General features: G+C 71.5%; 14 protein-coding genes and 2 tRNA genes. All 16 read left to right on the top strand.

Annotated features, from left to right (window positions below):
* Nucleotides 1–19 precede the first annotated feature (19 nt).
* Entirely contained in the window at nucleotides 20–2,053 is a 2,034-nt protein-coding gene (locus Q1K33_RS01805) for a serine/threonine-protein kinase (protein ID WP_300399975.1), read from the top strand.
* 194 nt (nucleotides 2,054–2,247) lie between these two features.
* Entirely contained in the window at nucleotides 2,248–2,904 is a 657-nt protein-coding gene (locus Q1K33_RS01800) for a 50S ribosomal protein L25/general stress protein Ctc (RefSeq protein ID WP_300399974.1), read from the top strand.
* 73 nt (nucleotides 2,905–2,977) lie between these two features.
* Complete coding sequence (gene pth / locus Q1K33_RS01795; protein ID WP_300399973.1) at nucleotides 2,978–3,571, top strand: aminoacyl-tRNA hydrolase; 594 nt, start codon at nucleotides 2,978–2,980, stop codon at nucleotides 3,569–3,571.
* 253 nt (nucleotides 3,572–3,824) lie between these two features.
* Nucleotides 3,825–5,270 carry an exopolysaccharide biosynthesis polyprenyl glycosylphosphotransferase gene (locus Q1K33_RS01790; protein ID WP_300399972.1) on the top strand — a complete coding sequence of 482 codons (1,446 nt, stop codon included), beginning with the start codon at nucleotides 3,825–3,827 and terminating at the stop codon, nucleotides 5,268–5,270.
* Complete coding sequence (locus tag Q1K33_RS01785) at nucleotides 5,270–6,481, top strand: hypothetical protein (RefSeq protein WP_300399971.1); 1,212 nt, start codon at nucleotides 5,270–5,272, stop codon at nucleotides 6,479–6,481. Before Q1K33_RS01790 ends, Q1K33_RS01785 begins: the two co-directional genes overlap by 1 nt.
* Nucleotides 6,481–7,737 (top strand): glycosyltransferase family 4 protein, encoded by a 1,257-nt coding sequence (locus tag Q1K33_RS01780; protein WP_300399969.1) that lies wholly within the window; start codon nucleotides 6,481–6,483, stop codon nucleotides 7,735–7,737. The genes Q1K33_RS01785 and Q1K33_RS01780 overlap by 1 nt, the downstream gene beginning before the upstream one ends.
* On the top strand, nucleotides 7,737–8,963 hold the full coding sequence (locus Q1K33_RS01775; protein ID WP_300399968.1) for a glycosyltransferase family 4 protein: 1,227 nt from the start codon (nucleotides 7,737–7,739) through the stop codon (nucleotides 8,961–8,963). The genes Q1K33_RS01780 and Q1K33_RS01775 overlap by 1 nt, the downstream gene beginning before the upstream one ends.
* A 65-nt stretch (nucleotides 8,964–9,028) precedes the next feature.
* Nucleotides 9,029–12,859, top strand: coding sequence for a PA14 domain-containing protein (locus tag Q1K33_RS01770; RefSeq protein WP_300399967.1), 3,831 nt, complete (start codon nucleotides 9,029–9,031; stop codon nucleotides 12,857–12,859).
* 39 nt (nucleotides 12,860–12,898) lie between these two features.
* Nucleotides 12,899–15,121, top strand: coding sequence for a flippase (locus tag Q1K33_RS01765; RefSeq protein WP_300399966.1), 2,223 nt, complete (start codon nucleotides 12,899–12,901; stop codon nucleotides 15,119–15,121).
* 81 nt (nucleotides 15,122–15,202) lie between these two features.
* Nucleotides 15,203–16,090 carry an alpha/beta hydrolase gene (locus Q1K33_RS01760; RefSeq protein WP_300399965.1) on the top strand — a complete coding sequence of 296 codons (888 nt, stop codon included), beginning with the start codon at nucleotides 15,203–15,205 and terminating at the stop codon, nucleotides 16,088–16,090.
* Nucleotides 16,091–16,102: 12 nt separating this feature from the next.
* Complete coding sequence (locus tag Q1K33_RS01755) at nucleotides 16,103–16,621, top strand: ribose-5-phosphate isomerase (protein ID WP_300399964.1); 519 nt, start codon at nucleotides 16,103–16,105, stop codon at nucleotides 16,619–16,621.
* Nucleotides 16,614–17,450, top strand: a complete 837-nt coding sequence (locus tag Q1K33_RS01750) for a DNA-formamidopyrimidine glycosylase family protein (protein WP_300399962.1) — start codon at nucleotides 16,614–16,616, stop codon at nucleotides 17,448–17,450. Before Q1K33_RS01755 ends, Q1K33_RS01750 begins: the two co-directional genes overlap by 8 nt.
* 61 nt (nucleotides 17,451–17,511) lie before the next feature.
* On the top strand, nucleotides 17,512–18,615 hold the full coding sequence (locus Q1K33_RS01745; RefSeq protein ID WP_300399961.1) for a PP2C family protein-serine/threonine phosphatase: 1,104 nt from the start codon (nucleotides 17,512–17,514) through the stop codon (nucleotides 18,613–18,615).
* A 91-nt stretch (nucleotides 18,616–18,706) separates the two neighbouring features.
* Nucleotides 18,707–18,780, top strand: a tRNA-Gly gene (locus tag Q1K33_RS01740).
* A gap of 34 nt (nucleotides 18,781–18,814) precedes the next feature.
* A tRNA-Pro gene (locus Q1K33_RS01735) sits at nucleotides 18,815–18,887 on the top strand.
* Between the two features lie 124 nt (nucleotides 18,888–19,011).
* On the top strand, nucleotides 19,012–19,933 hold a 922-nt coding region (gene tig, locus Q1K33_RS01730; protein ID WP_300399960.1), incomplete at its 3' end, for a trigger factor.

Raw genomic sequence — 19,933 nt, 5'->3', positions numbered from 1 at the left:
CACCTGACGGAGGTGTTGCGTGGAGGGCCCCAACGCACTGGGGAGCCGCTACGAGCTCGAGCAGAAGCTCGGGGTCGGCGCCATGGGCGAGGTCTGGCGCGCCCTCGACCGGCGCAGCGGTCAGCGCGTGGCCGCGAAGGTGCTGCGGGCCGAGTTCGCCCGCGACACCGACATCGTCACCCGCTTCATCCAGGAGCGCTCGATCCTGATGGGGCTGACCCACCCCAACATCGTCCGCGTCCGCGACCTGGTCGTGGAGGGCGAGCGCCTGGCCATCGTGATGGACCTGATCGAGGGCGGGGACCTGAGGCACCACCTGCGTGAGCACGGGCCCATCGCCGCCGACCACGCGGTGCCGCTGGCCTGCGTCGTCCTCGATGCCCTCGACTCCGCGCACCAGTCCGGCTGCCTGCACCGCGACGTCAAGCCCGACAACGTGCTGCTCGTCGACGGAGACGTGGCCCGGCCCCAGAACCTCCGGCTCTCGGACTTCAGCATCGCCCGGCTCGCGCACGACTCGACCGTTCAGTCCACGGGCCTGCTCGGCACCCCCAACTACATGCCGCCCGAGCTGTTCCGGGTGGGTCAGTTCAGTGCCGCCTCCGACGTCTACGCCACGGGGATCCTGCTCTACGAGATGCTCGGCGGACGCACTCCGTTCGCGGGCTCCGGAACCGCCCACACGATGGGCAACCGGCACGTCTCGTCCCTGCCTCCCCGGCTCCCCGTCTCGGAACCGTTGTGGGCCGCGATCGAGCAGATGCTGGCCAAGGACCCGCGCGACCGGCTGCGCGCCGCCGCGACGGCGAGCCTGTTGCGTGGCCTGCCGAGCGACGCCCTGGGTGCCGACGCGCTTCCGCTCCAGCCCGTGCCCGAGGTGTGGGAGGACGTCGCGCAGACGGTCGTACGGCGTCCGGCGTCGGCGGGCCCCTCGGGACTCGGCAGCGAAGCCACCGAGGCACGGCGTGCCTCCGCCGCCCAGCCGACTTGGCCGCAGGGAGCGCCCGGGACGGACCCCGGCACCGGTTCCGGCGCGCCGACCACCGAGGGCGGGTCCGATCGGCGCAGTCAGGGCCCACCCCCCGAGCATCCGCCGATACCGCCCGCACGCCGGCGGGCTGCTGCGCCGACCCGATCGCGCTGGGTCCCGTGGGCGGCCGCTGCCGCTGCCGTCGTCCTGCTCGGGGTCGGTGGCATCACGTGGGCCACCGCGCGCGGCGGAGACTCCCCGCGTGAGGAGCCCACAGCAGAGCCGGCACCCCCAGGAGGCGGTCCGGCAGCGACCGCCCAGCGGACCGACACCACCTTGCCGCTCGGACTGACGGTATCCCGGTCGGCCACCTACGACCCGACGAGCGGTGCGATCGACCTGACCATCGCCTACTCCGCCTCGACTGCTCCGCTGACCGGACCCTTCCTCGAGGTCTTCCCGCCGGCTGCCGACGGGTCGGGCTGCCCCCTCGCCGCCTGGGACGGGCGCCAGCAGCAGCGCACCTCCACGACCTCGTCGGGCGTGCGTACCGAGTGCGCCGCCTACGTCGTCGAGGTCCCGGCGCTCCCCGCGCAGGGGCGTGAGGAGGTCAGCGTGGTCGTCTCGGGCGTCGGACTCGACACGGCGCAGGACCCCGGGGCCCTGCAGGACTGGCTCGAGGACGTCTCCGCGGCCACGACCCTGGCGCTGGCCGGCGAGAGCGTGCGCGACGACCAGTTCCCTGCCCAACGGGTGACGGGGGTGTGGCTCGAGGCGTCGCCGTTCAGCGTGCGGCTGCGCGAGGAGATCCGGGTCGAGGTCGGCCCGCAGTTCGTGACCGGGGAGCGGGGGCCCGCCTTCTTCGACAGCTTCACGACCTCGGGGGCTCCGTCCGGATTCCTCCGACAGATCGCCGGGGGCTACGACGGCGTACGGCTCAGTGCGTGCCCGGCGGTCAAGGTCACGGCGCAGAACCAGGTCAGCGGCCTGGTGGGCGGCGGGCGCAGCTGCTCGATCGAGGTCGAGGTCGGCAAGCTCCTCGTCGCCGAGGACTCGGTGAGAGTCACCGGGGCCGGCAGCTGACGAGCAACAACGATTCGCGCTGGGTGGGCCCGGACGTCTAGGATCGCCAGGTTGCCTCGGCGAGGGAGCGGTTGCTCCGTGATCGACAGGGCCGGCTGACCAGTAGGTGTGGACGCCGCGCTGTCGCGCGGCGTTCTGTGTTTCCGCCGGTGGCCCCATGCCGTTGACGAGCACAACCCACGAGGAGACACACCATGGCTGCCGAAAAGATCCAGGCCGAGACCCGCACCGAGTTCGGCAAGGGCGCCGCGCGCCGGATCCGCCGCGACGACAAGGTGCCCGCCGTGGTCTACGGCCACGGCAACGAGCCGCTCCACCTGACCCTGCCGGGTCACGACACGATGATGGCCCTCAAGCACGGTGGCGCCAACGCCCTGCTCGACCTGGACATCGACGGCTCCTCGCAGCTCGCGCTGACCAAGCAGATCCAGATCGACCCGATCCGCCGCACGCTCGAGCACATCGACTTCGTGGCCGTCACCAAGGGCGAGAAGGTCACCGTCGAGGTCCCCGTGCACCTCAACGGCGATGCCGCCCGCGACACCCTGGTCGTCGTCGGCACCTCGACGATCCAGCTCGAGGCCGAGGCCACCAACATCCCCGAGTACGTCGAGGTCTCGATCGAGGGCCTCGAGGCCGGCACCCAGATCCTCGCCTCCGACCTCACGCTGCTCGAGGGCTCGGTCCTGCTCCTGGACCCCGAGACCCTCATCGTCAACATCACCGAGCAGGTCAGCGCCGAGGCGCTCGAGGCCGAGCTCGAGTCCGCCGAGGCCGATGCCGGCATCGAGCGCGACGAGTCGGACGCGGAGTCCGGCGAGGGCGAGAGCACCGAGACCCCCGACGAGTGATCGGGTCGTGATCGGCGCGCGGCTCAGGTGGTTCCTGGGCCGCCTGGTCTCACCCGTTCGCGAGGAGCAGGACATGACCGCTGGTGAGGTGTGGCTCGTCGTCGGGCTCGGCAATCCCGGACCGGCGTACGCCGGTCACCGGCACAACGTGGGCTACCTCGTCACCGATGAGCTGGCCCGGCGCCTGGGCTCAAGCTGGCGTGCGCACAAGAGCGGCCGCGCCGAGGTCGTGGAGGGTCGCCTGGGCGCCCCCGGCTCCGACGGTCCGCGGATCGTCCTCGCGCGACCGCGCTCGTTCATGAACGAGGTCGGCGGTCCCACCAAGGCGCTGGCGAGCTTCTACAAGGTGGATCCCGACCGGATCGTGGCGATCCACGACGAGCTCGACATCGCCTTCGGCACGTTGCGCGTCAAGCTCGGGGGCGGCGACAACGGCCACAACGGCCTGAAGTCGCTGCGCTCGTCGTTCGGGACCGGCGACTTCTACCGGGTGCGGGCCGGCATCGGTCGCCCCCCCGGCCGGCAGGACGTCGCCGACTTCGTGCTGTCCAACTACTCCTCGACCGAGCGCAAGGAGCTGCCGTTCCAGGTCGACACCGCGGCCGACGCCGTCGAGAGCCTGATCCAGCAGGGCCTGGCCCGCACGCAGGGTGCCTTCAACAGCTGAACCTCATCGGTGCGTGCCCGCGCCGACCCACGTCAGCACCACGCTCGCCCCACACAAAATCCACATTGCACCAACGGCACGTCCACAGCAGCCATCAGGGTTACCAAGGCTGCGCCACGGTCTCTCCAGAAGGCCCGTTCGGGCATGACACCCCGACCCGTTCTGACTAGTGTTTCCCTATCCCGCCGGGCTATCGACTCGGCCTGGTGGGTGTCCGTGGGGGACTGGGTCGACAGCTGGGGGGCTGATTTCTGTGCGGCAGGCTTTTTTCGACGATCCGTCGATCGTCCGGGAGACCTCTCTCCTTCCCCTCGCACAGGACGACGCCCGCCCGGCCACGCCCGGCCCTGCACGCGCCGCTCACCGACGTGACCGCCACCTGCGCATCGCCGTACCGCTCGCTGCCGCTTGCTCCGTCGGCCTGGCCGCCGTCCTCGCCTCGGCCGAGCCCCGGCTCGCCGTCGCGGTCGCCGCTGCCGCCGCCACCCGGTCCCTGGGCCTGTGCCACCCGTCCACCGAGAGCCGCCTGCGCGGCGCCGCGGTCGTCGCGCGCTCCCTGGCGGTCCCCACCGCCTTCGTGGTCCTGGCGCTCGCCGTGCTCCAGCAGCCCACCCAGCTGCGCACCGAGCTCGCGCTGCTGGGCACCTGTGCCGCGCTCGGCGCCTCGCTCGGGTACCTGCTGGTCTCTGCCCGGCGCGCCGTGCCCCGCGTCGTGGTCGTCGGTGACGAGGCCGGCGTCGCCGAGCTCCTCGTCCGATGGGGCAGCGGGCGCCACCTTCACGTCGCCGGCGCGCTGCTCCGCGCCACCGGTCCCCGCTCGCTGAGTCGAGGTGCTCACGCGGGCGACCTCGGTGTCCCGCTGGTCGCCGGGGCGGCCTCGCTGACCGACTTCGTTCGCAGCTCCGGTGCCGACGCCGTCATCGTCGACAGCCGTACGGCGGCCGTGCCCGGCGAGGTGCGTCGCCTGGAGTGGCAGCTGGCCGACGCGCGCGTCGCGGTGCTGTGCGCCGGGGAGACCGGCCACGTGGCGCCGCGCCGGCTGGGCTGGACGGCGGTGGACGGCACGACCTTCAGCGTCATCGCATCGCCCTCCTCGACCGTGGCCCGCGCCGTCAAGAGCATCGTCGACCGTGTCCTCGCCCTCGTCCTCGTGGTGTGCTTCCTTCCCCTGCTGGCGATTCTCGCCCTCGTGGTGCGCCTCGACTCCCGGGGTCCTGCCTTCTTCCGCCAGACCCGCGTGGGCCGTGACGGGGCCACCTTCACCCTGCTCAAGCTGCGCACGATGACCGTGGACGCCGAGGAGGTCAAGCAGACGCTGCTCGAGCTCAACGAGGGCAACGGGGTGCTCTTCAAGATGCGCAACGACCCACGGATCACGCGCGTGGGCCGGTGGCTGCGGGCCTCGTCGCTCGACGAGCTGCCCCAGCTGTGGAACGTCGTCCTCGGGGACATGTCCCTCGTGGGTCCCCGCCCCGCCCTGCCGGAGGAGGTCGCGGTCTACAACGAGCTGGAGCGCCGTCGCCTCGCGGTCAAGCCCGGCGTGACCGGTCCGTGGCAGGTGAGCGGACGCTCGTCGCTGAGCCGCGAGCGCTCCATGCAGCTCGACGCGGGCTACGCCGACAACTGGCACCCGGCCGGCGACGCGCGCATCCTGCTGCGCACGATCGATGCCGTCCTGCTCCGGCGCGGTGCGTTCTGATGGTGCGCACCGCAGGACTCCACACCACTCCGGGCCGCGTGACCGCCGTCGCTGCGGGCGTCGTCGGCATGCTGCTGGGCGCCTCGTGCGGTGCCCCGGACGAGGCCGTCGCCCCCGAGCCGACCACGGCGCCGTCGGGCGGGACCACCCCCGCCCCGTCCCCGGAGGCGACGGACGCACCTGTCGGCGAGCGCGACGCGCGCACGTGGCCCTACCCGTCCGACTCCATCTGGAACCACCCGCTCGGCGACGAGGCGAGCCTGGTGCCGTTCCCCGTCGAGCCGAGTGACGTCACCCTCGTGCCGGAGGAGGACCTCCTCATCATCGCGCCGGAGGCCCCGCTGCAGGACGTCTACGCGACGACGGCCGGCTGGGACCCCGCCCAGACCCGGTGCGGCTCGGTGACCGACGAGGTGCTCGTCGAGGATCTTCCGATCCCCGAGGACTGGACGACCGACCCCGGCTACGACGGCGCCACGCCCAACCAGTCGACGGCGATCCTGCTGCCCGACGACACCCTGCTGGAGCTCCAGCCTTTCCACGTCTGTCCTGACGGCACCCCCGTCGCCCAGTACGCGGCTCCCGCCTGGCGCGGCAGCTCGATCATCACCGGTGGCGTCGCCGGCGACATCGGCGGCGGCTCCCACGGCGGCTCCGGGCTGACCGCCTTCGGCGGCACCATCAGGCTGGGGGAGTGGGTGCCGGGTGGCCGGATCCGGCACGCCCTGAAGGTCACCGTCTCCGGCGACGAGCTGTCGGGCAGCGAGGGCGGCTTCCGGTGGCCGGCCGACCGCGCCGACGTGGACTGGGCGACGACCTACCTCGGCTCGGTCCCCGAGGCACGGATGGGTGCCCTGCTCGCGCTCGCCACCGACTTCGACGTCGACGAGCTGGCCACCGAGCCGGCCCGGATCATCGCCACCGCACTGCAGGAGTACGGCGCCTACGTGGTCGACGACGCCGGACGCCGTACGGTGGCCTACTCCGTCGAGTGGGGCCCGCAGGGGCGCGTCACCGACGAGTTCGAGCAGACCTGGGGCTACCCCATGGCCGGGCGGGTCCAGGAGACCAGCGGCGACCAGCAGAGCTTCCTGGCCGACATGGAGCGCATCGACCTGGCGCTCCACGTCGTCGACGACAACTCGGCCGAGACGATCGGCGGCGCCGGGAGCGCGCTGGCTCCCTTCGCACCCCCGTTGGCGGTGTCGTGATGCGCATCCTGCACGTCAACAAGTTCCTGCACCGTCGCGGTGGCGCCGAGGCCTACATGCTCGACCTGGCAGCCGCCCAGCGCGCCGAGGGCCACGACGTCGACTTCTTCGCGATGCAGCACCCGGAGAACGACGGGGACGTCAACGACGACCTCTTCCCTGCGCGGATGGAGCTCAACCCGCCGCCGGAGGGCCTGGCGGCACGGGTGCGCACGGCCGGCCAGATCATCTACCGCCCCGACGCGCGGGCCGGGATGGATGCGGTCCTCGACCGGGTCCGCCCCGACGTCGTCCACCTCCACAACATCTACCACCAGCTCTCGCCGTCCATCCTGCGTCCGGTCAAGAAGCGCGGCATCGCGGCGGTGATGACGTTGCACGACTACAAGCTGGCCTGCCCGACCTACCAGTTCCTCGACGCCGACGGGAAGATCTGCGAGGCGTGCCTGCCCGGCAAGTTCCGCAACGCGACCAAGAAGCGGTGCAACCAGGGCTCGCTGGCCGGCAGCGCGCTGGCCACGATCGAGCTGAGCGTGCACCGCGCCACGCACGCCTACGACGCCGTGGACGCCCTGATCTGCCCGAGCGAGTTCCTGAAGACGAAGATGGCCGAGGGTCGGGTCTACCCCGAGCGCCTGGTCCACCTGCCCAACTTCTGCGACCTCCGTCAGATCACGGCGGCCGCCCAGCCCGGAGAGGGCATCCTGTACGCCGGTCGGCTCTCGCCCGAGAAGGGCGTCGACGTCCTCGTCGATGCCGCTGCCCACCTGCCCGCGGGCCTGCGCGTCACGATCGCCGGGGACGGCCCCGAGCGCGCGGCCCTGGAGAAGCGGGCCGCCGACCGCGGCGTCGTCGACCGGGTCACGTTCCTCGGTCGGATCCCCGGCGACGAGCTGCACCAGCAGATGCGCGACCACGCCGTCGTGGTCGTCCCCTCGCGGTGGTACGAGAACCAGCCGATGACCATCCTCGAGGCCTACGCAGCCGCCCGCCCGGTCGTCGGGTCGCTGCTCGGTGGTCTCCCGGAGCTGATCGACGACGGCGTCACCGGACGCCTCGTCACGCACGACGACCCGGCCGCGCTAGCCGCGGCGCTGTCCGAGGTGGCCGGAGACCCGGCCACCGCTCACCGCATGGGGATGGTCGCTCGGGAGCGCACCCATGCCTTCTCGATCGACGCCCACGTCCGTGGGCTCGACGAGATCTACCAGCGTGTCGTCGCACGACGCGCCGCACCATCATGGGGGAAGAACTGATGAGTCTGAAGATCGCGATGCTCGGCACGCGAGGTCTGCCCGCCTCGTTCGGCGGGGTCGAGCACCACGTCGAGCAGATCGGCGCGCGGCTCGTGGAGCGTGGCCACGAGGTCACCGTCTACTCGCAGAGCCGCTACGGCGACGGCGAGGCGTTGACCGAGCACCTCGGCATGCGCGTGGTCACCATGCCCACGGTGCCGGTGCGCGGCTTCGAGGCGCTGTGCCACTCGGCCCTGTCCACCGTGCACGGCCTCTTCCGCGGCCATGATGTCTTCCACTACCACGCGGTCGGCCCCGGTCTGCTCTCCCCGTTGGCGCGCTTCGGCTCCCGTGGCGCCGTGGTGCAGACGGTGCACGGACTCGACGCCGACCGTGCCAAGTGGGGCGGCGGCGCCCGATCGGTGCTCAACGCCGCCACCTGGCTGAGCGCCCGAGTGCCCGACACGACCATCACGGTCTCCCAGGCCCTGGCCGACCACTACGCGACGCGTTACGAGCGGGCCTGCGAGTACGTCCCCAACGGCGTCAACATGAAGCCGCGCCGTCACCCGCAGCTCATCCGCGAGGCCTACGGGCTCTCGGGTCGCGACTACTTCCTGTTCGTCGGACGACTGGTCCCCGAGAAGCGCCCCGACCTGCTCCTCAAGGCTTTCGCGCAGGTGGAGACCGACAAGAAGCTGGTCCTCGTCGGGGGCTCGAGCCACACCGACGAGTACGTCGCGGAGCTCCGGGCGCTCGCCGCGCAGGACCCGCGCGTGATCATGCCGGGCTACCTGTACGGCGACGTGCTGGACGAGCTGTTCACCAACGCCGCCGGCTTCGTGCAGCCCTCGGCGCTGGAGGGCCTGCCCCTGACCCTGCTCGAGGCCATGGGCAGCGGGCTGCCGGTCGTGGTCTCGGACATCGACCCGCACCTCGAGATCGTGGGCCGTGACCGGGCCGGAGCCCGGGTCTTCCGCGACGGTGACCTCACCGGGCTCGCCGACGCCCTGCGCAAGGTCGCCCAGGACACCGCGACCGAGAAGGCCTCCAGCGTCGCCATGCGCGACTCGGTGCTGTCGGTCTACGACTGGTCGGCCTGCGTCGACGCCCTGGAGGGCGTCTACGAGACCGCCGTGCACTCCACGCGCCGGCAGCGTCGCCGGCGCAACAGCAACGTCCACCAGCTCCACCGCGTCAACCATCACCTGGCCGGTGCCCGGTGCGACGAGGCCATTCACGCCTGAGTGCCTCGTCGTCCCTCTCGGGATCCACGCACCGAACACCGTTTCAGAACAGGAAGCAGCAACCGATGAAGTCTCCCTCTCGCGCCTCGAAGATCGTGGGCGCACTTGCTCTGGCGCTGGTCGCCTCGGCCGGTCCGGCCGTGACACCGCCGGCGCAGGCTGCCCAGAACGTCGTGGTCACCCAACTGCCCGACCAGACCCACCCGCGCGTCCTCAACGGACGGATCTACGCGATCGCCGCCGCCGGTGACCTCGTGGCCGTGGGCGGCACGTTCACCTCGGTCCGCAACGGCGCCGGTGGCTCGCCGGACCAGGCCCGCCAGTGGATCTTCCTCTACAACACGGCGACCGGGAAGATCGTGGAGTCGTTCAACCCGACCCTGCGCGGACCGGCGCCGTCCACGACCGGACTGGTCGCCGACCAGCCCGGCGTGGAGGCGATCGAGTTCGCTCCCGACGGCAAGTCGATGTACGTCGCCGGCTGGTTCACCAGCGTCAACGGACAGTCGCGCCAGCGCGTCGTCCGGCTCAACCTCGACGGCTCGCTCACCGCCGGCTTCTCGGCCAGCGTCAACAACACCGTCAACGACCTCGAGCTGACCGACGGCCGCCTGATCGTCGGCGGCGAGTTCAGCAAGGTCAACCAGCAGCCGGTCGAGCGGCTCGTCTCCCTGGACCCGCAGACCGGGGCGACCCAGAGCGACTTCAACCTGCCGCTGACCGACTCGCGCGACGAGTTCGCGCCGTACCTGCAGGACATGGACGCCTCGCCCGACGGCAACTGGCTCGCCATCGCGGGCAACTTCCAGACGGTCGGCACCGTGGCGCGCAACCAGGTCGCCCTGATCGACCTCGAGCCCGGTGGCGGGACGCCTCGGGTGGCCAACTGGTCGACCGACGCCTACAGCGTCGACTGCGCCGACGTCTACGACGACTCCTGGGTCCGCTCGGTCAACATCTCCCCGGACAGCTCCTACATGGTCGTGGCCGGCACCGGCGCCTACGTGCCCGACACGCTGTGCGACTCCGCAGCGCGCTGGGAGCTGCCGCCCACGCAGTCGGGCGACCACCTCAGCCCGACGTGGAAGACGCTCACGGGCGGCGACACGTTCTGGACCGCCGAGGTCACCGAGAGCGCCGTGTACGTCGGCGGTCACCAGCGCTGGGTCAACAACCCGCGCCCCTCGCCCGGTGGCGACAGCGACGGTCCCGGCTCGGTCGAGCGTGACGGCATCGTGGCGCTGGACCCGCTCACCGGCGCACCGCTGTCCTGGAACCCGGGTCGCGACCGCGGTCGCGGCGCCGAGGCGATCACCGCCACCGACGACTTCCTGCTCGTGGGCAGCGACACCGAGTTCTTCGCCGGTCAGCTGCGTCAGCGGCTCGCCCCGCTACCGGTGGCAGGTGGCCTCGCCAACCCCCAGCCGACGCCCGTCGACCTGCCGGTGACGCTCAACTACGTGACCGGCTCCCAGCTGCGCTCGGTCGCCTTCGACGGCGCGAGCTTCGGCTCGACGAGCCAGGTGCCTGCCTCGACCGGCATCGACTGGAGCGGTTTCCGCGGCGGCTTCGTCCAGGACGGCAAGCTTCACTACTTCGGATCCTCCCAGGCGTTCTACTCGCGCCCCTTCAGTGCCTCGTCCATCGGGTCGGAGACCAACCTGTCGAGCACGGTGGGCTACGTCGACTACAGCGCCAACCTCACGCCGTACGACCAGCCCTACGGCGTGGCCGAGACCAACGTCGCCACCTACAACCCGACCAACGGGCAGATCTACTACGTCAAGAGCGACGGCAAGCTGATGAAGCGGGGCTACTCGCTGGAGAGCGGCATCATCGACGCCGGCGAGCAGGTCGCGTCGGGCCGGTCGTTCGCCAACGCTCGAGGCCTGGCCTTCATCGGCGACTGGCTCTACGCGGCCTGGTCCAACGGCGGCCTGTACCGCTTCTACGCTCCGGGCGGAGAGGTCGACTTCGACAGCAACTCCCTCGTCGACTCGAGCACCACCAACTGGAGCCAGGTCAAGGGACTCTTCGCCACGCCCGGCACCGGTGCCGCGGTGCAGCCGACGAAGCCGGACTACACCTGCTCGACGAGCCTCCCGTGGCGCGCCAAGTACTGGTCCAACCAGGAGCTCGACGGCGCGCCCGACACGATGCGCTGCGAGGGCGAGGTCAACTACAACTACGGCAGCGGAGCGCCCTCGGGCACCAACCTGCCGAGCAACAACTTCTCGGCCAGCTGGACCCGCAGCATCTCGGTGCCCGACGGGAAGGCCCTCCAGGTCACCGCGACCGCCGACGACGGGGTCCGCGTCTACGTCGACGGCGTCCGCGTCATCAACGACTGGGTCGACAGCTCCGCCCGCACCCGCACCGGCACCTCCGCCGCGCTCTCGGGCGGGGACCACACGGTGCGCGTGGAGTTCTACGAGAACTCCGGTGGCGCCCAGATCCAGGTGTCCACGGCTGTCGTCGACGCCCCCGCAGCGCCGCTGGAGCCGGACAACATCGCACCCGACACCGGCGTCTCGGGCCCGCAGCTGGACGACGTGGTCGCCAGCGGTCCGGTGACGTTCACCGGGACGGCGAGCGACAACCGCGCCGTCACGTCGGTCCGCGTGGCGATCTACAACCGCGACGACGCCGCCAACCGGTGGCTGCAGCCGAACGGGACCTGGGGTCCCGGCTACGCCTACCGCTCCCCGGTGCTCGCCGAGCCCGGCGTCGCCTCGACCACGTGGTCGATCGACGTCACGCTGCCCGAGGGCAACTTCGCCGTGGACGCGGTCGCCGTGGACGGGGTCGGGAACGCTGACCTGTCGAGCGTCTTCCGCAGGTTCTCGGTCGACGACAACCCGGTCCAGGCCGACACCCAGGCGCCCGTGGTCGCCGTGATGTCGCCGGCCAAGCGGGACACGGTCCGCGCCACGTCGTTCACGGCGACCGGCACCAGCGGCGACAACGTCGGGGTCGACTCCGTACGGGTGGCGGTGCGCAACCGGACGACGGGCGACTGGCTGCAGGACAACGGCTCCTGGGCTCCGGGCTTCGCCTCGCGCACTCCCGCGCTGGCCTCCCCGGGGGCCACGAGCACGACGTGGAGCCTGCCGCTCACGCTGGCGACGGGCAGCTATGCCCTCGACGTCCGGGCGACCGACACGTCGGGCAACCAGTCCCCGAGCACCTACCACCCGTTCGAGGTCGACGTCTCCGCCCCGGACAACCAGGCGCCCTCCACGACGGTCGCCTCGCCCGCCAAGAACGCCACGGTGGGCAGCCCGGTCACCTTCACCGGTACCTCGACCGACGACAAGGGCGTCAGCCAGATGCGGGTCGCGATCTACAACCGGGTCGACTCCACCAACAAGTGGCTGCAGGCCAACGGCACCTGGGGACCGAGCTACGCCTTCCGCTCGGCGACGCTGGCCGACCCGGGGGCGACCAGCACCGGCTGGAGCATCTCGATCCCGCTGCCGGACGGTCTCTACGGCCTGGACGCCAAGGCCGTCGACACCTCGGACAACAAGGACCCGAGCTCGCCGTTCGTGCCCTTCCAGGTGGGCAACGACCAGTCGGCTCCGGTGGCGAAGGTGGCCAAGCGGTCCGCTCAGGTCTCGGGAGTGGCCAGCGACGACTCGTCGGTGCGCAAGGTCCAGGTCGAGGTCAAGAAGGCCGGCAAGGGCAAGAAGAAGTGGGTGACCAAGAAGGGCAGGCTGGGCCGCAAGGCCAAGACGCTGTCCACGACCCTCGCCGCACCGGGCGCTCGCACGAGCCGCTGGGCGCTCGGTCTCGACCTGTCGCCCGGGAAGTACGTCGTGTACGTGACCCCGGTCGACGGCACCCGCAACAGCCCCGCCGAGCCGCTGCGGAAGCGGATCAGGATCCGCGGCTGATCCCGCGCGTGACCCCGACCCGTGGAAGGGTGTGACGTCATGACGCAGACGTCCACGCCGCAGGCGCGGCGACCCAGCCTGGCCCGCGACCGAGGACGCTCCGTCCTCGGTGCGGTGGTCAGCAACGTCGCCAACGTCCTGGTCATCCTGGTCATCGCCAGGATGCTGGGCGTCGGCGCCGTCGGTGAGTACACGCTCGCCTTCGCGGTCCGGGCGATCCTGCTGCTGGTGTGCGGCCTCGGCATGCGCACGGCCATGACGCGCTTCGTGGCGGCACACCTCGCCACCGGCGACCCCGGCGGTCTCCGGGGCGCCGTGGTGCTCGGCGTGTCCGTGCCGGTCGGGGTCGCATCCGTGGTTGCGCTCGGCTGGTTCGTCGCCGCCGACGCGCTCGCGACCTCGGTCTTCGACGAGCCCGAGCTCGCCACCACCATGCAGGTCGTGGCGCTGAGCCTGCCGTTCTTCGTCCTCGTCAACGTCGCGCTCGCCGCGACCCAGGGCTTCTCCTCGATGCAGGCCTACGTCTGGATCGGACAGGTGCTGGAGCCCGGACTGAGGTTCGCCCTCACGCTCCTGCTCCTGCTGCTCGGTGGGGGCACCGTGGCGGCCGCCTCGGCGCTGCTGGCGGCCAGCGTGGTCTCCGGGATCGTGGCGCTGGCGACGCTCGTGCGGATGGTCAGCACCCTGCCGCCGGCACAGCGGACCTACCCGGGCCGGGCGCTGACCAGCTTTGCGGCCACCAGCTGGGTGGCCTCGATGGCGACGCAGGGTCTCCTCTGGGCCGACGTGGTGATCCTGGGGGCGCTCGTGTCCACGGAGGAGGTCGGCGTCTACCAGGTCGCCGCCCGCGTGGTCCTGATCGGCATGTTCGTCATCACCGCTCTCAACGCCGCGGTGTCGGCGCGCATCGCGACCGCCTGGGTCCGCGGCGACATCGACGCCGTGGACGAGCGCTACACCGGGACCATCCTGTGGAGCTCGCGTCTGACCTGGCCGATGCTGGCCGGCCTGGTGGCGGTGCCGACCGCGGTGCTCCAGCTGTTCGGTGCCGGCTTCGGTGACGCCTCCACGGTCGTGCTCATCCTCGCGGTCGGGGCCGCGGCAGAGGTGCTCGGGGCACCCTCGGCCGTGCTGCTCAACCAGATCGGGCGCAACGGTCTCAACCTCGTGATCAACGTGTCGTCGCTGGTCGTCAACGTGGGGCTGAACTTCGCCCTGATCCCCGTGTACGGCATCAACGGCGCCGCGTTCGCCTGGGCCTTCACGATGGCCGTCGGCGCCGTGGTCCGGGTCGTCACGGTGCGCCGGGTCGCCACCGGGAGGTGGCCCTGGAGTCGACCGCTGCTGGTGTCCCTGGGCGCAGCGCTCGCGGCAGCGCTGCTGGCAGAGCTGGTCACCGACCTGCTGCCGGCCAACGAGTGGCTTCGCCTGGCCGTCGCTGCGGTGCTGGTCATCGGCCTGTACGGCTCCGTGGTGGTCCTGCGTGGCCTGTCCGGAGCCGAGAGGGACGCGCTCTCCCGCGCGATCTCGCTGCGGCTGCCCCAGCTGCGCCGCTGGCGGGTGCAACGCCAGCTCCGTCACGCCGGCAGCAACGACGCGTCGCTGCGGGTCGACGACCTGATCAGCCCCTTCCGCGCCGACGTGCTGGCACGGGCGGACCTCTTCCGACTCGCTCGCGAGCACGCCGACCTCAGGGTGAACGACGAGCCGGCCTTCCTGCGGCTCGCCCGGGCCGGCGGCTACGGGGCGTGGTTCGACGAGGTCCTCGTCCACAAGGGCCACGTGCCCGGGTCGGACCCGGCAGCCTTGGAGCGCACGTTCCGTTCGATCGTCCGCTCGAGCCTGCAGCTGCTGGACCGGCAGGACCGTCTCGGGCGGGAGTCCCTCGGCAGGGTCACCGTCACGCGGGTGCCGGCCGGCACCGAGATCGACGGCTGGAGCCTCGCCGAGGACCGGTGGGTCCTCGTGGACGGCGGACACCGGGTCGCGCTCGCGCTCCTGGACGGGGTCGGGACCCTGACTCCCGCGGAGTACGCCGTGGTCAACGGTCAGCTGCCGCCCAACAACACCGCGCGGCTCCTGGAGTCCGGCCGCCTGGCCGAGGAAGAGGCGGTGCAGTTCCTCGCCCGAGGACTGGTGCCCCTCGGCGACCGGGACCAGGTGCACCGCTGGCGCGACCTGCTCGATCGCCTGGCGACACCGGGGAACCGTGAGGTCGTCGAGGCGTGGCCGGAGGTCAGGGCGGCCAGCGGAGCGCGGTGAGCGGCGAGCCTGCGGCGCGGACATAGGGTGACGGCCTGACCGCTGGCCCCAGCGTCCCGACACCGACCGGAGGTGGACCCCGTGCTGTTCCCCGAGTCTCGCGCTGCCCTCGACCACTCGGCCGGGGAGCCTCCCGTCTTCGCCCCGGACTACGACATCGCAGCCGCCCGGGAGCAGGCCAGGCTCGTCGCGGCAGCGCAGCCGCGCGAGGACGTCGACGAGGTGAGCGACGTCGATGCCGGCGGTGTCCCGTGTCGGATCTACCGACCTGCAGGTGCGGCACCGGGGAGCGTCATCCACCTGCACGGCGGAGGCTTCGTCTTCAACGACATCGACGTCCACGACGCCTCGGCGCGCCGGCTGGCCAACCGGTCGCATCGCGCTGTGGTCAGCGTCGACTACCGGCTGGCGCCCGAGCACCCGTTCCCGGCAGCCCCTGACGACGTCGACTCCGTCCTGGACTGGATCGAGCAGGAGGGTCCCCGCCACGGGCTCGCGGGACCGCTGCTGGCCCACGGGGACAGCGCAGGAGCCAACCTCGCGCTCGTGGCGGCGCTACGGCACCCGGGCCGCTTCGCCTGTCTGGCCCTGATCTACCCGTTCCTGGATCCCACCTCGCGCTTCGACTCGCACCGTACCGAGACCGAGGGCTTCGACCCCCGGGAGGTGGTCTGGTACTGGACCCAGTACTCCGGCGGCGACCTCGGCCTGTACGACGACCCCGACCTCGCGCCGCTGCTCTCCGACAAGCTCTGGACGCTCCCGCCGACCCTGGTGATGACCTCCGAGCACGACCCGCTGCGCGGTGAGGGCGAGCACCTGGCTCGGATGATCGCGCAGCAGGGAGTGCAGGTCGTCGCGACGCGCTACCTCGGTCAGCTGCACGGCTTCTGGCGGCACCCGGACGCGTTCGCCGCCGCGGAGCCGCTCATGGGGCAGGTGGCCTCGTTCCTCCGGGCCCACGGCTGAGACACTTCGCGCATGCGCGTGCACCTGGGTAGTGACCATGCCGGCCTCGAGCTGAAGGACCACCTCAGCCAGTGGCTGAGCGACCACGACTACGAGCCGGTCGACCACGGTCCCTTCGTCTACGACGCCCTCGACGACTACCCGGTCTTCTGCCTGCGGGCCGCCGAGGGCGTGGCCCGGGACCGGGCCGAGGGTCTCGACAGCCTGGGCGTCGTGGTCGGGGGGTCGGGCAACGGCGAGCAGATGGCGGCCAACAAGGTCGTCGGCATCCGCTGCGCGCTCGTCTGGTCCGACGAGACCGCTCGACTCGCCCGCGAGCACAACGACGCCCAGGTGATCTCGGTGGGCGGGCGGATGCACAGCCTCGAGGAGATGACCCGGTTCGTCGAGCTCTTCCTCGCCGAGCCGTTCAGCAACGACGGGCGTCACGTCCGCCGGATCGGTCTGATGGCCGACTACGAGCGGACCCGCGACCTGCCTGCGCTGCCGGAGTCGGCGGTGGGTCGCGGTCCCGCGGGGACCGATGCCTGAGGGCCACACCCTCCACCGGCTCGCCCGTCACCTGACCGCGGCCTTCGCCGGAAGGTCGGTCTCGGTCACCAGCCCCCAGGGGCGGTTCTCCGAGTCGGCGGCACAGCTCGACGGCGACGTGCTCGTGGGGGCCGAGGCGTGGGGCAAGCAGCTGTTCGTGGAGCTTGCCGGGGACCGCTTCATCCACATCCACCTCGGCCTGATCGGCAAGCTCGACCTTCACACGTACGTCGACCAGGTGCCGCCGCCGGTCGGGCAGGTGCGGTTGCGTCTCGTCGGGGAGTCGGTGTACGCCGACCTGCGGGGCGCCTCCGCATGCGACCTGTGGACCGCGAGCCAGCGGGACGCCGTGGTCGCAGCCGCGGGACCCGACCCGCTCCGCGAGGACGGCGACCCGGGCCGGGCCTGGGACCGGATCCGACGCAGCCGCCTGCCCATCGGGGCCCTGCTGATGGACCAGTCGGTCCTGGCAGGCGTGGGGAACGTCTACCGCGCCGAGCTGCTCTTCCGGGCCGGCATGCATCCGCTGCGACCGGGCAACACCCTGAGGTCGGGGCAGTGGCAGGCGCTGTGGGACGACCTGGTGCCCCTCATGACCGAGGGAGTGCGGACCGGTCGCATCGACACGGTGCGACCCGAGCACACGCCGGAGGCGATGGGTCGCGCACCACGCGTCGACGACCACGGGGGAGAGGTCTACGTCTACCGCCGCCACGGCCAGCCGTGCCTCGTGTGTGGTCGGCGGGTCAGCATCGAGGCCCTGCGGGCCAGGAACTCCTACTGGTGTTCGCGATGCCAGCCCGTGTTCCGCTCCCGAGCCGTAGGCTGAGCCCACCACCTGCTGCACCCAGACTCGGCTGCACCGCAGCACCAGAGAGGCGACACCCCCGATGACCACCGCGACGTCGGCGACCACCAGGTCGCCCCTGGCGGGCCTGCGGCTGCGGTGGGTCCGACTGCGGCGACGCAACGACAGCCTCGAGCTGCGCGTCGCGCTCGGTCTCGGGATCCTGGCAGTGGTGATCACCTCGCTGGTCGCCCTGGCCCCGACCGCGATGCCGTTCACCAGCCTGGTGATCCCGGTCGTCGTCGGGAGTCTCTTCCTCGGGCCTCGGACGCTGCCGTGGTTCGTCCTCTTCGTGGTCGGGATGCTCGCCATCGCGCTGGCCAACCAGGAGAGCCTGACCAGCCGGACCCTCGGTGCAGCCGGCGTTCAGTTCTCGGTCTGCCTGATCGTCTTCCTCACCAGCCTGCGCCGCTCGCGGCTGGGTGTCGCGGGCCTGCGCGGCGAGACGATGTTCGTCGACCTGCGCGACCGGATCCTCAACCAGGGTGAGATCCCGGACCTGCCGGTCGGCTGGGTCGTGGAGTCGGCGCTGGACTCCGCGGGCGGGACGGCGTTCGCCGGTGACTTCATCGTCGCGGCTCGAGCCCCCGACGGCTCTGCGATGCAGCTGGTGGTGGTCGACGTCTCGGGTAAGGGGGAGGAGGCCGGTACCCGTGCCCTGCTGCTCTCGGGTGCTTTCGGCGGTCTGCTGGGCGCGCTGCCTCCGGACGGATTCCTCCCGGCCGCCAACGAGTACCTGCTGCGCCAGGACTGGGCCGAGGGCTTCGCCACGGCCATCCACCTGTGGGTCGACCTGGCCACCGGCGACTTCGAGGTGCGAACGGCTGGCCACCCGCCGGCCGCCCACCGCACCGCGGGTGCCGGTCGGTGGTCGGTGCTGCGCAGCGACGGTCCGGTGCTCGGCCTGATCGAGGACGCCGAGTTCACGTGCGTCCCGGGGCGCCTGGGGCGGGGCGACGCCGTGCTGCTCTACACCGACGGCATGGTGGAGGAGCCGCGGCGCGACATCGACCTGGGCATCGATCGGATGCTGGGAGAGGCCGAGTCGCTGCTGCGTGGCTCCTTCGTCGGTGCCGCCCAGCGCCTGGTGACGTCGTTGGGCTCGCGCGACGACGACCGGGCGATGGTGGTCGTGCGCCACACCTGAGCTGTCCCGTCTCCGACCGGGCCGGTGCCGGTTGGGCGTCGTGCGGGCCCCTGTGGCACGATTCAGGGGTTCCGGACGCGTTTCGGAGCGCGGGGATGTAGCTCAATGGTAGAGCCTCAGTCTTCCAAACTGACCACGCGGGTTCGATTCCCGTCATCCCCTCCAAGCGGTCGTCCGGCCACCCCGGATGCCGTCTTGGCGGGGCGTAGCGTAGTGGCTAGCGCGCCTGCTTTGGGAGCAGGAGACCGCAGGTTCGAGTCCTGTCGCCCCGACCCCGAGTTTGTGTTCGACCTGCACGCCTGGCTTGACTAGCAGCACCACGAGCCATCACCACGCACCACCACCGATCGATCAGACCTGACCAGCACCACCCCTGGACCAAGAGGAGACACCCCTGTGAAGAGCGCCGTCGAGACCGTGAGCCCGACCCGGGCCAAGCTCACCGTCGAGGTGCCTTTCGAGGAGCTCCAGCCGAGCCTTGATGCCGCCTACAAGAAGATCGCCCAGCAGATCAACGTCCCCGGCTTCCGCCGCGGGAAGGTGCCGCCGATGGTCATCGACCGTCAGGTCGGCCGGGCCGCGGTCCTCGACGAGGCGGTCAACGAGGTGCTGCCGCAGAAGTACGTCGAGGCGCTCGAGGAGAACTCGCTGACGCCCGTCGCCCAGCCCGAGATCGAGGTCACCAAGTTCGAGGACAACGACGTCCTGGAGTTCACCGCCGAGGTGGACGTCCGTCCCGAGATCACCCTGCCCGACTACACCGGTCTGGCGGCCCAGGTCGACGACATCGAGCTGAGCGACGCCGAGGTCGAGGAGCAGGTGCAGGCCCTGCGTGAGCGCTTCGCGACGCTGCGCGACGTCGAGCGTGCCGCGGCCGACGGCGACTTCGTGGTGCTCGACCTCAAGGCCAGCCAGGACGGCGAGGTCGTCGAGGGAGCCGAGGTCTCCGGGATGAGCTACCGCGTCGGTCGCGGCGGCATGATCGACGGCCTCGACGAGGCACTCGTCGGGCTCGAGCCCGGCGGCGAGACGACGTTCGAGAGCGAGCTCGTCGGTGGTGACCTGGTCGGCACCAAGGTCGAGGTCGCCGTCAGCATCAGCCAGGTCCAGGAGCAGGACCTGCCCGAGCTCGACGACGAGTTCGCCCAGCTCGCCTCCGAGTTCGACACGATCGAGGAGCTCAACGTCGACGTGCGCGAGCGCCTGGTCCGGGGCAAGCGCCTCGAGCAGGCCGCCGCCGCTCGTGACGCCGTCCTCGAGGGGATGCTCGAGACGATGGAGATCCCGCTCCCCGAGACGATCGTGACCGACGAGCTGA

The organism is Nocardioides sp., assembly GCF_029937575.1.
GTDB lineage: Bacteria > Actinomycetota > Actinomycetes > Propionibacteriales > Nocardioidaceae > Nocardioides.
The sequence above is the reverse complement of the archived record's forward strand: the minus strand, read 5'-3'. Positions and strand labels throughout refer to the sequence as shown.

Coding starts and splice junctions, on each gene's coding strand:
- Q1K33_RS01780 (WP_300399969.1), top strand. CDS start 6,481: ATGCGCATCCTGCACGTCAACAAGTTCCTGCACCGTCGCGGTGGCGCC.
- Q1K33_RS01785 (WP_300399971.1), top strand. CDS start 5,270: ATGGTGCGCACCGCAGGACTCCACACCACTCCGGGCCGCGTGACCGCC.
- Q1K33_RS01745 (WP_300399961.1), top strand. CDS start 17,512: ATGACCACCGCGACGTCGGCGACCACCAGGTCGCCCCTGGCGGGCCTG.
- Q1K33_RS01755 (WP_300399964.1), top strand. CDS start 16,103: ATGCGCGTGCACCTGGGTAGTGACCATGCCGGCCTCGAGCTGAAGGAC.
- Q1K33_RS01770 (WP_300399967.1), top strand. CDS start 9,029: ATGAAGTCTCCCTCTCGCGCCTCGAAGATCGTGGGCGCACTTGCTCTG.
- Q1K33_RS01800 (WP_300399974.1), top strand. CDS start 2,248: ATGGCTGCCGAAAAGATCCAGGCCGAGACCCGCACCGAGTTCGGCAAG.
- Q1K33_RS01775 (WP_300399968.1), top strand. CDS start 7,737: ATGAGTCTGAAGATCGCGATGCTCGGCACGCGAGGTCTGCCCGCCTCG.
- Q1K33_RS01765 (WP_300399966.1), top strand. CDS start 12,899: ATGACGCAGACGTCCACGCCGCAGGCGCGGCGACCCAGCCTGGCCCGC.
- Q1K33_RS01750 (WP_300399962.1), top strand. CDS start 16,614: ATGCCTGAGGGCCACACCCTCCACCGGCTCGCCCGTCACCTGACCGCG.
- pth (WP_300399973.1), top strand. CDS start 2,978: ATGACCGCTGGTGAGGTGTGGCTCGTCGTCGGGCTCGGCAATCCCGGA.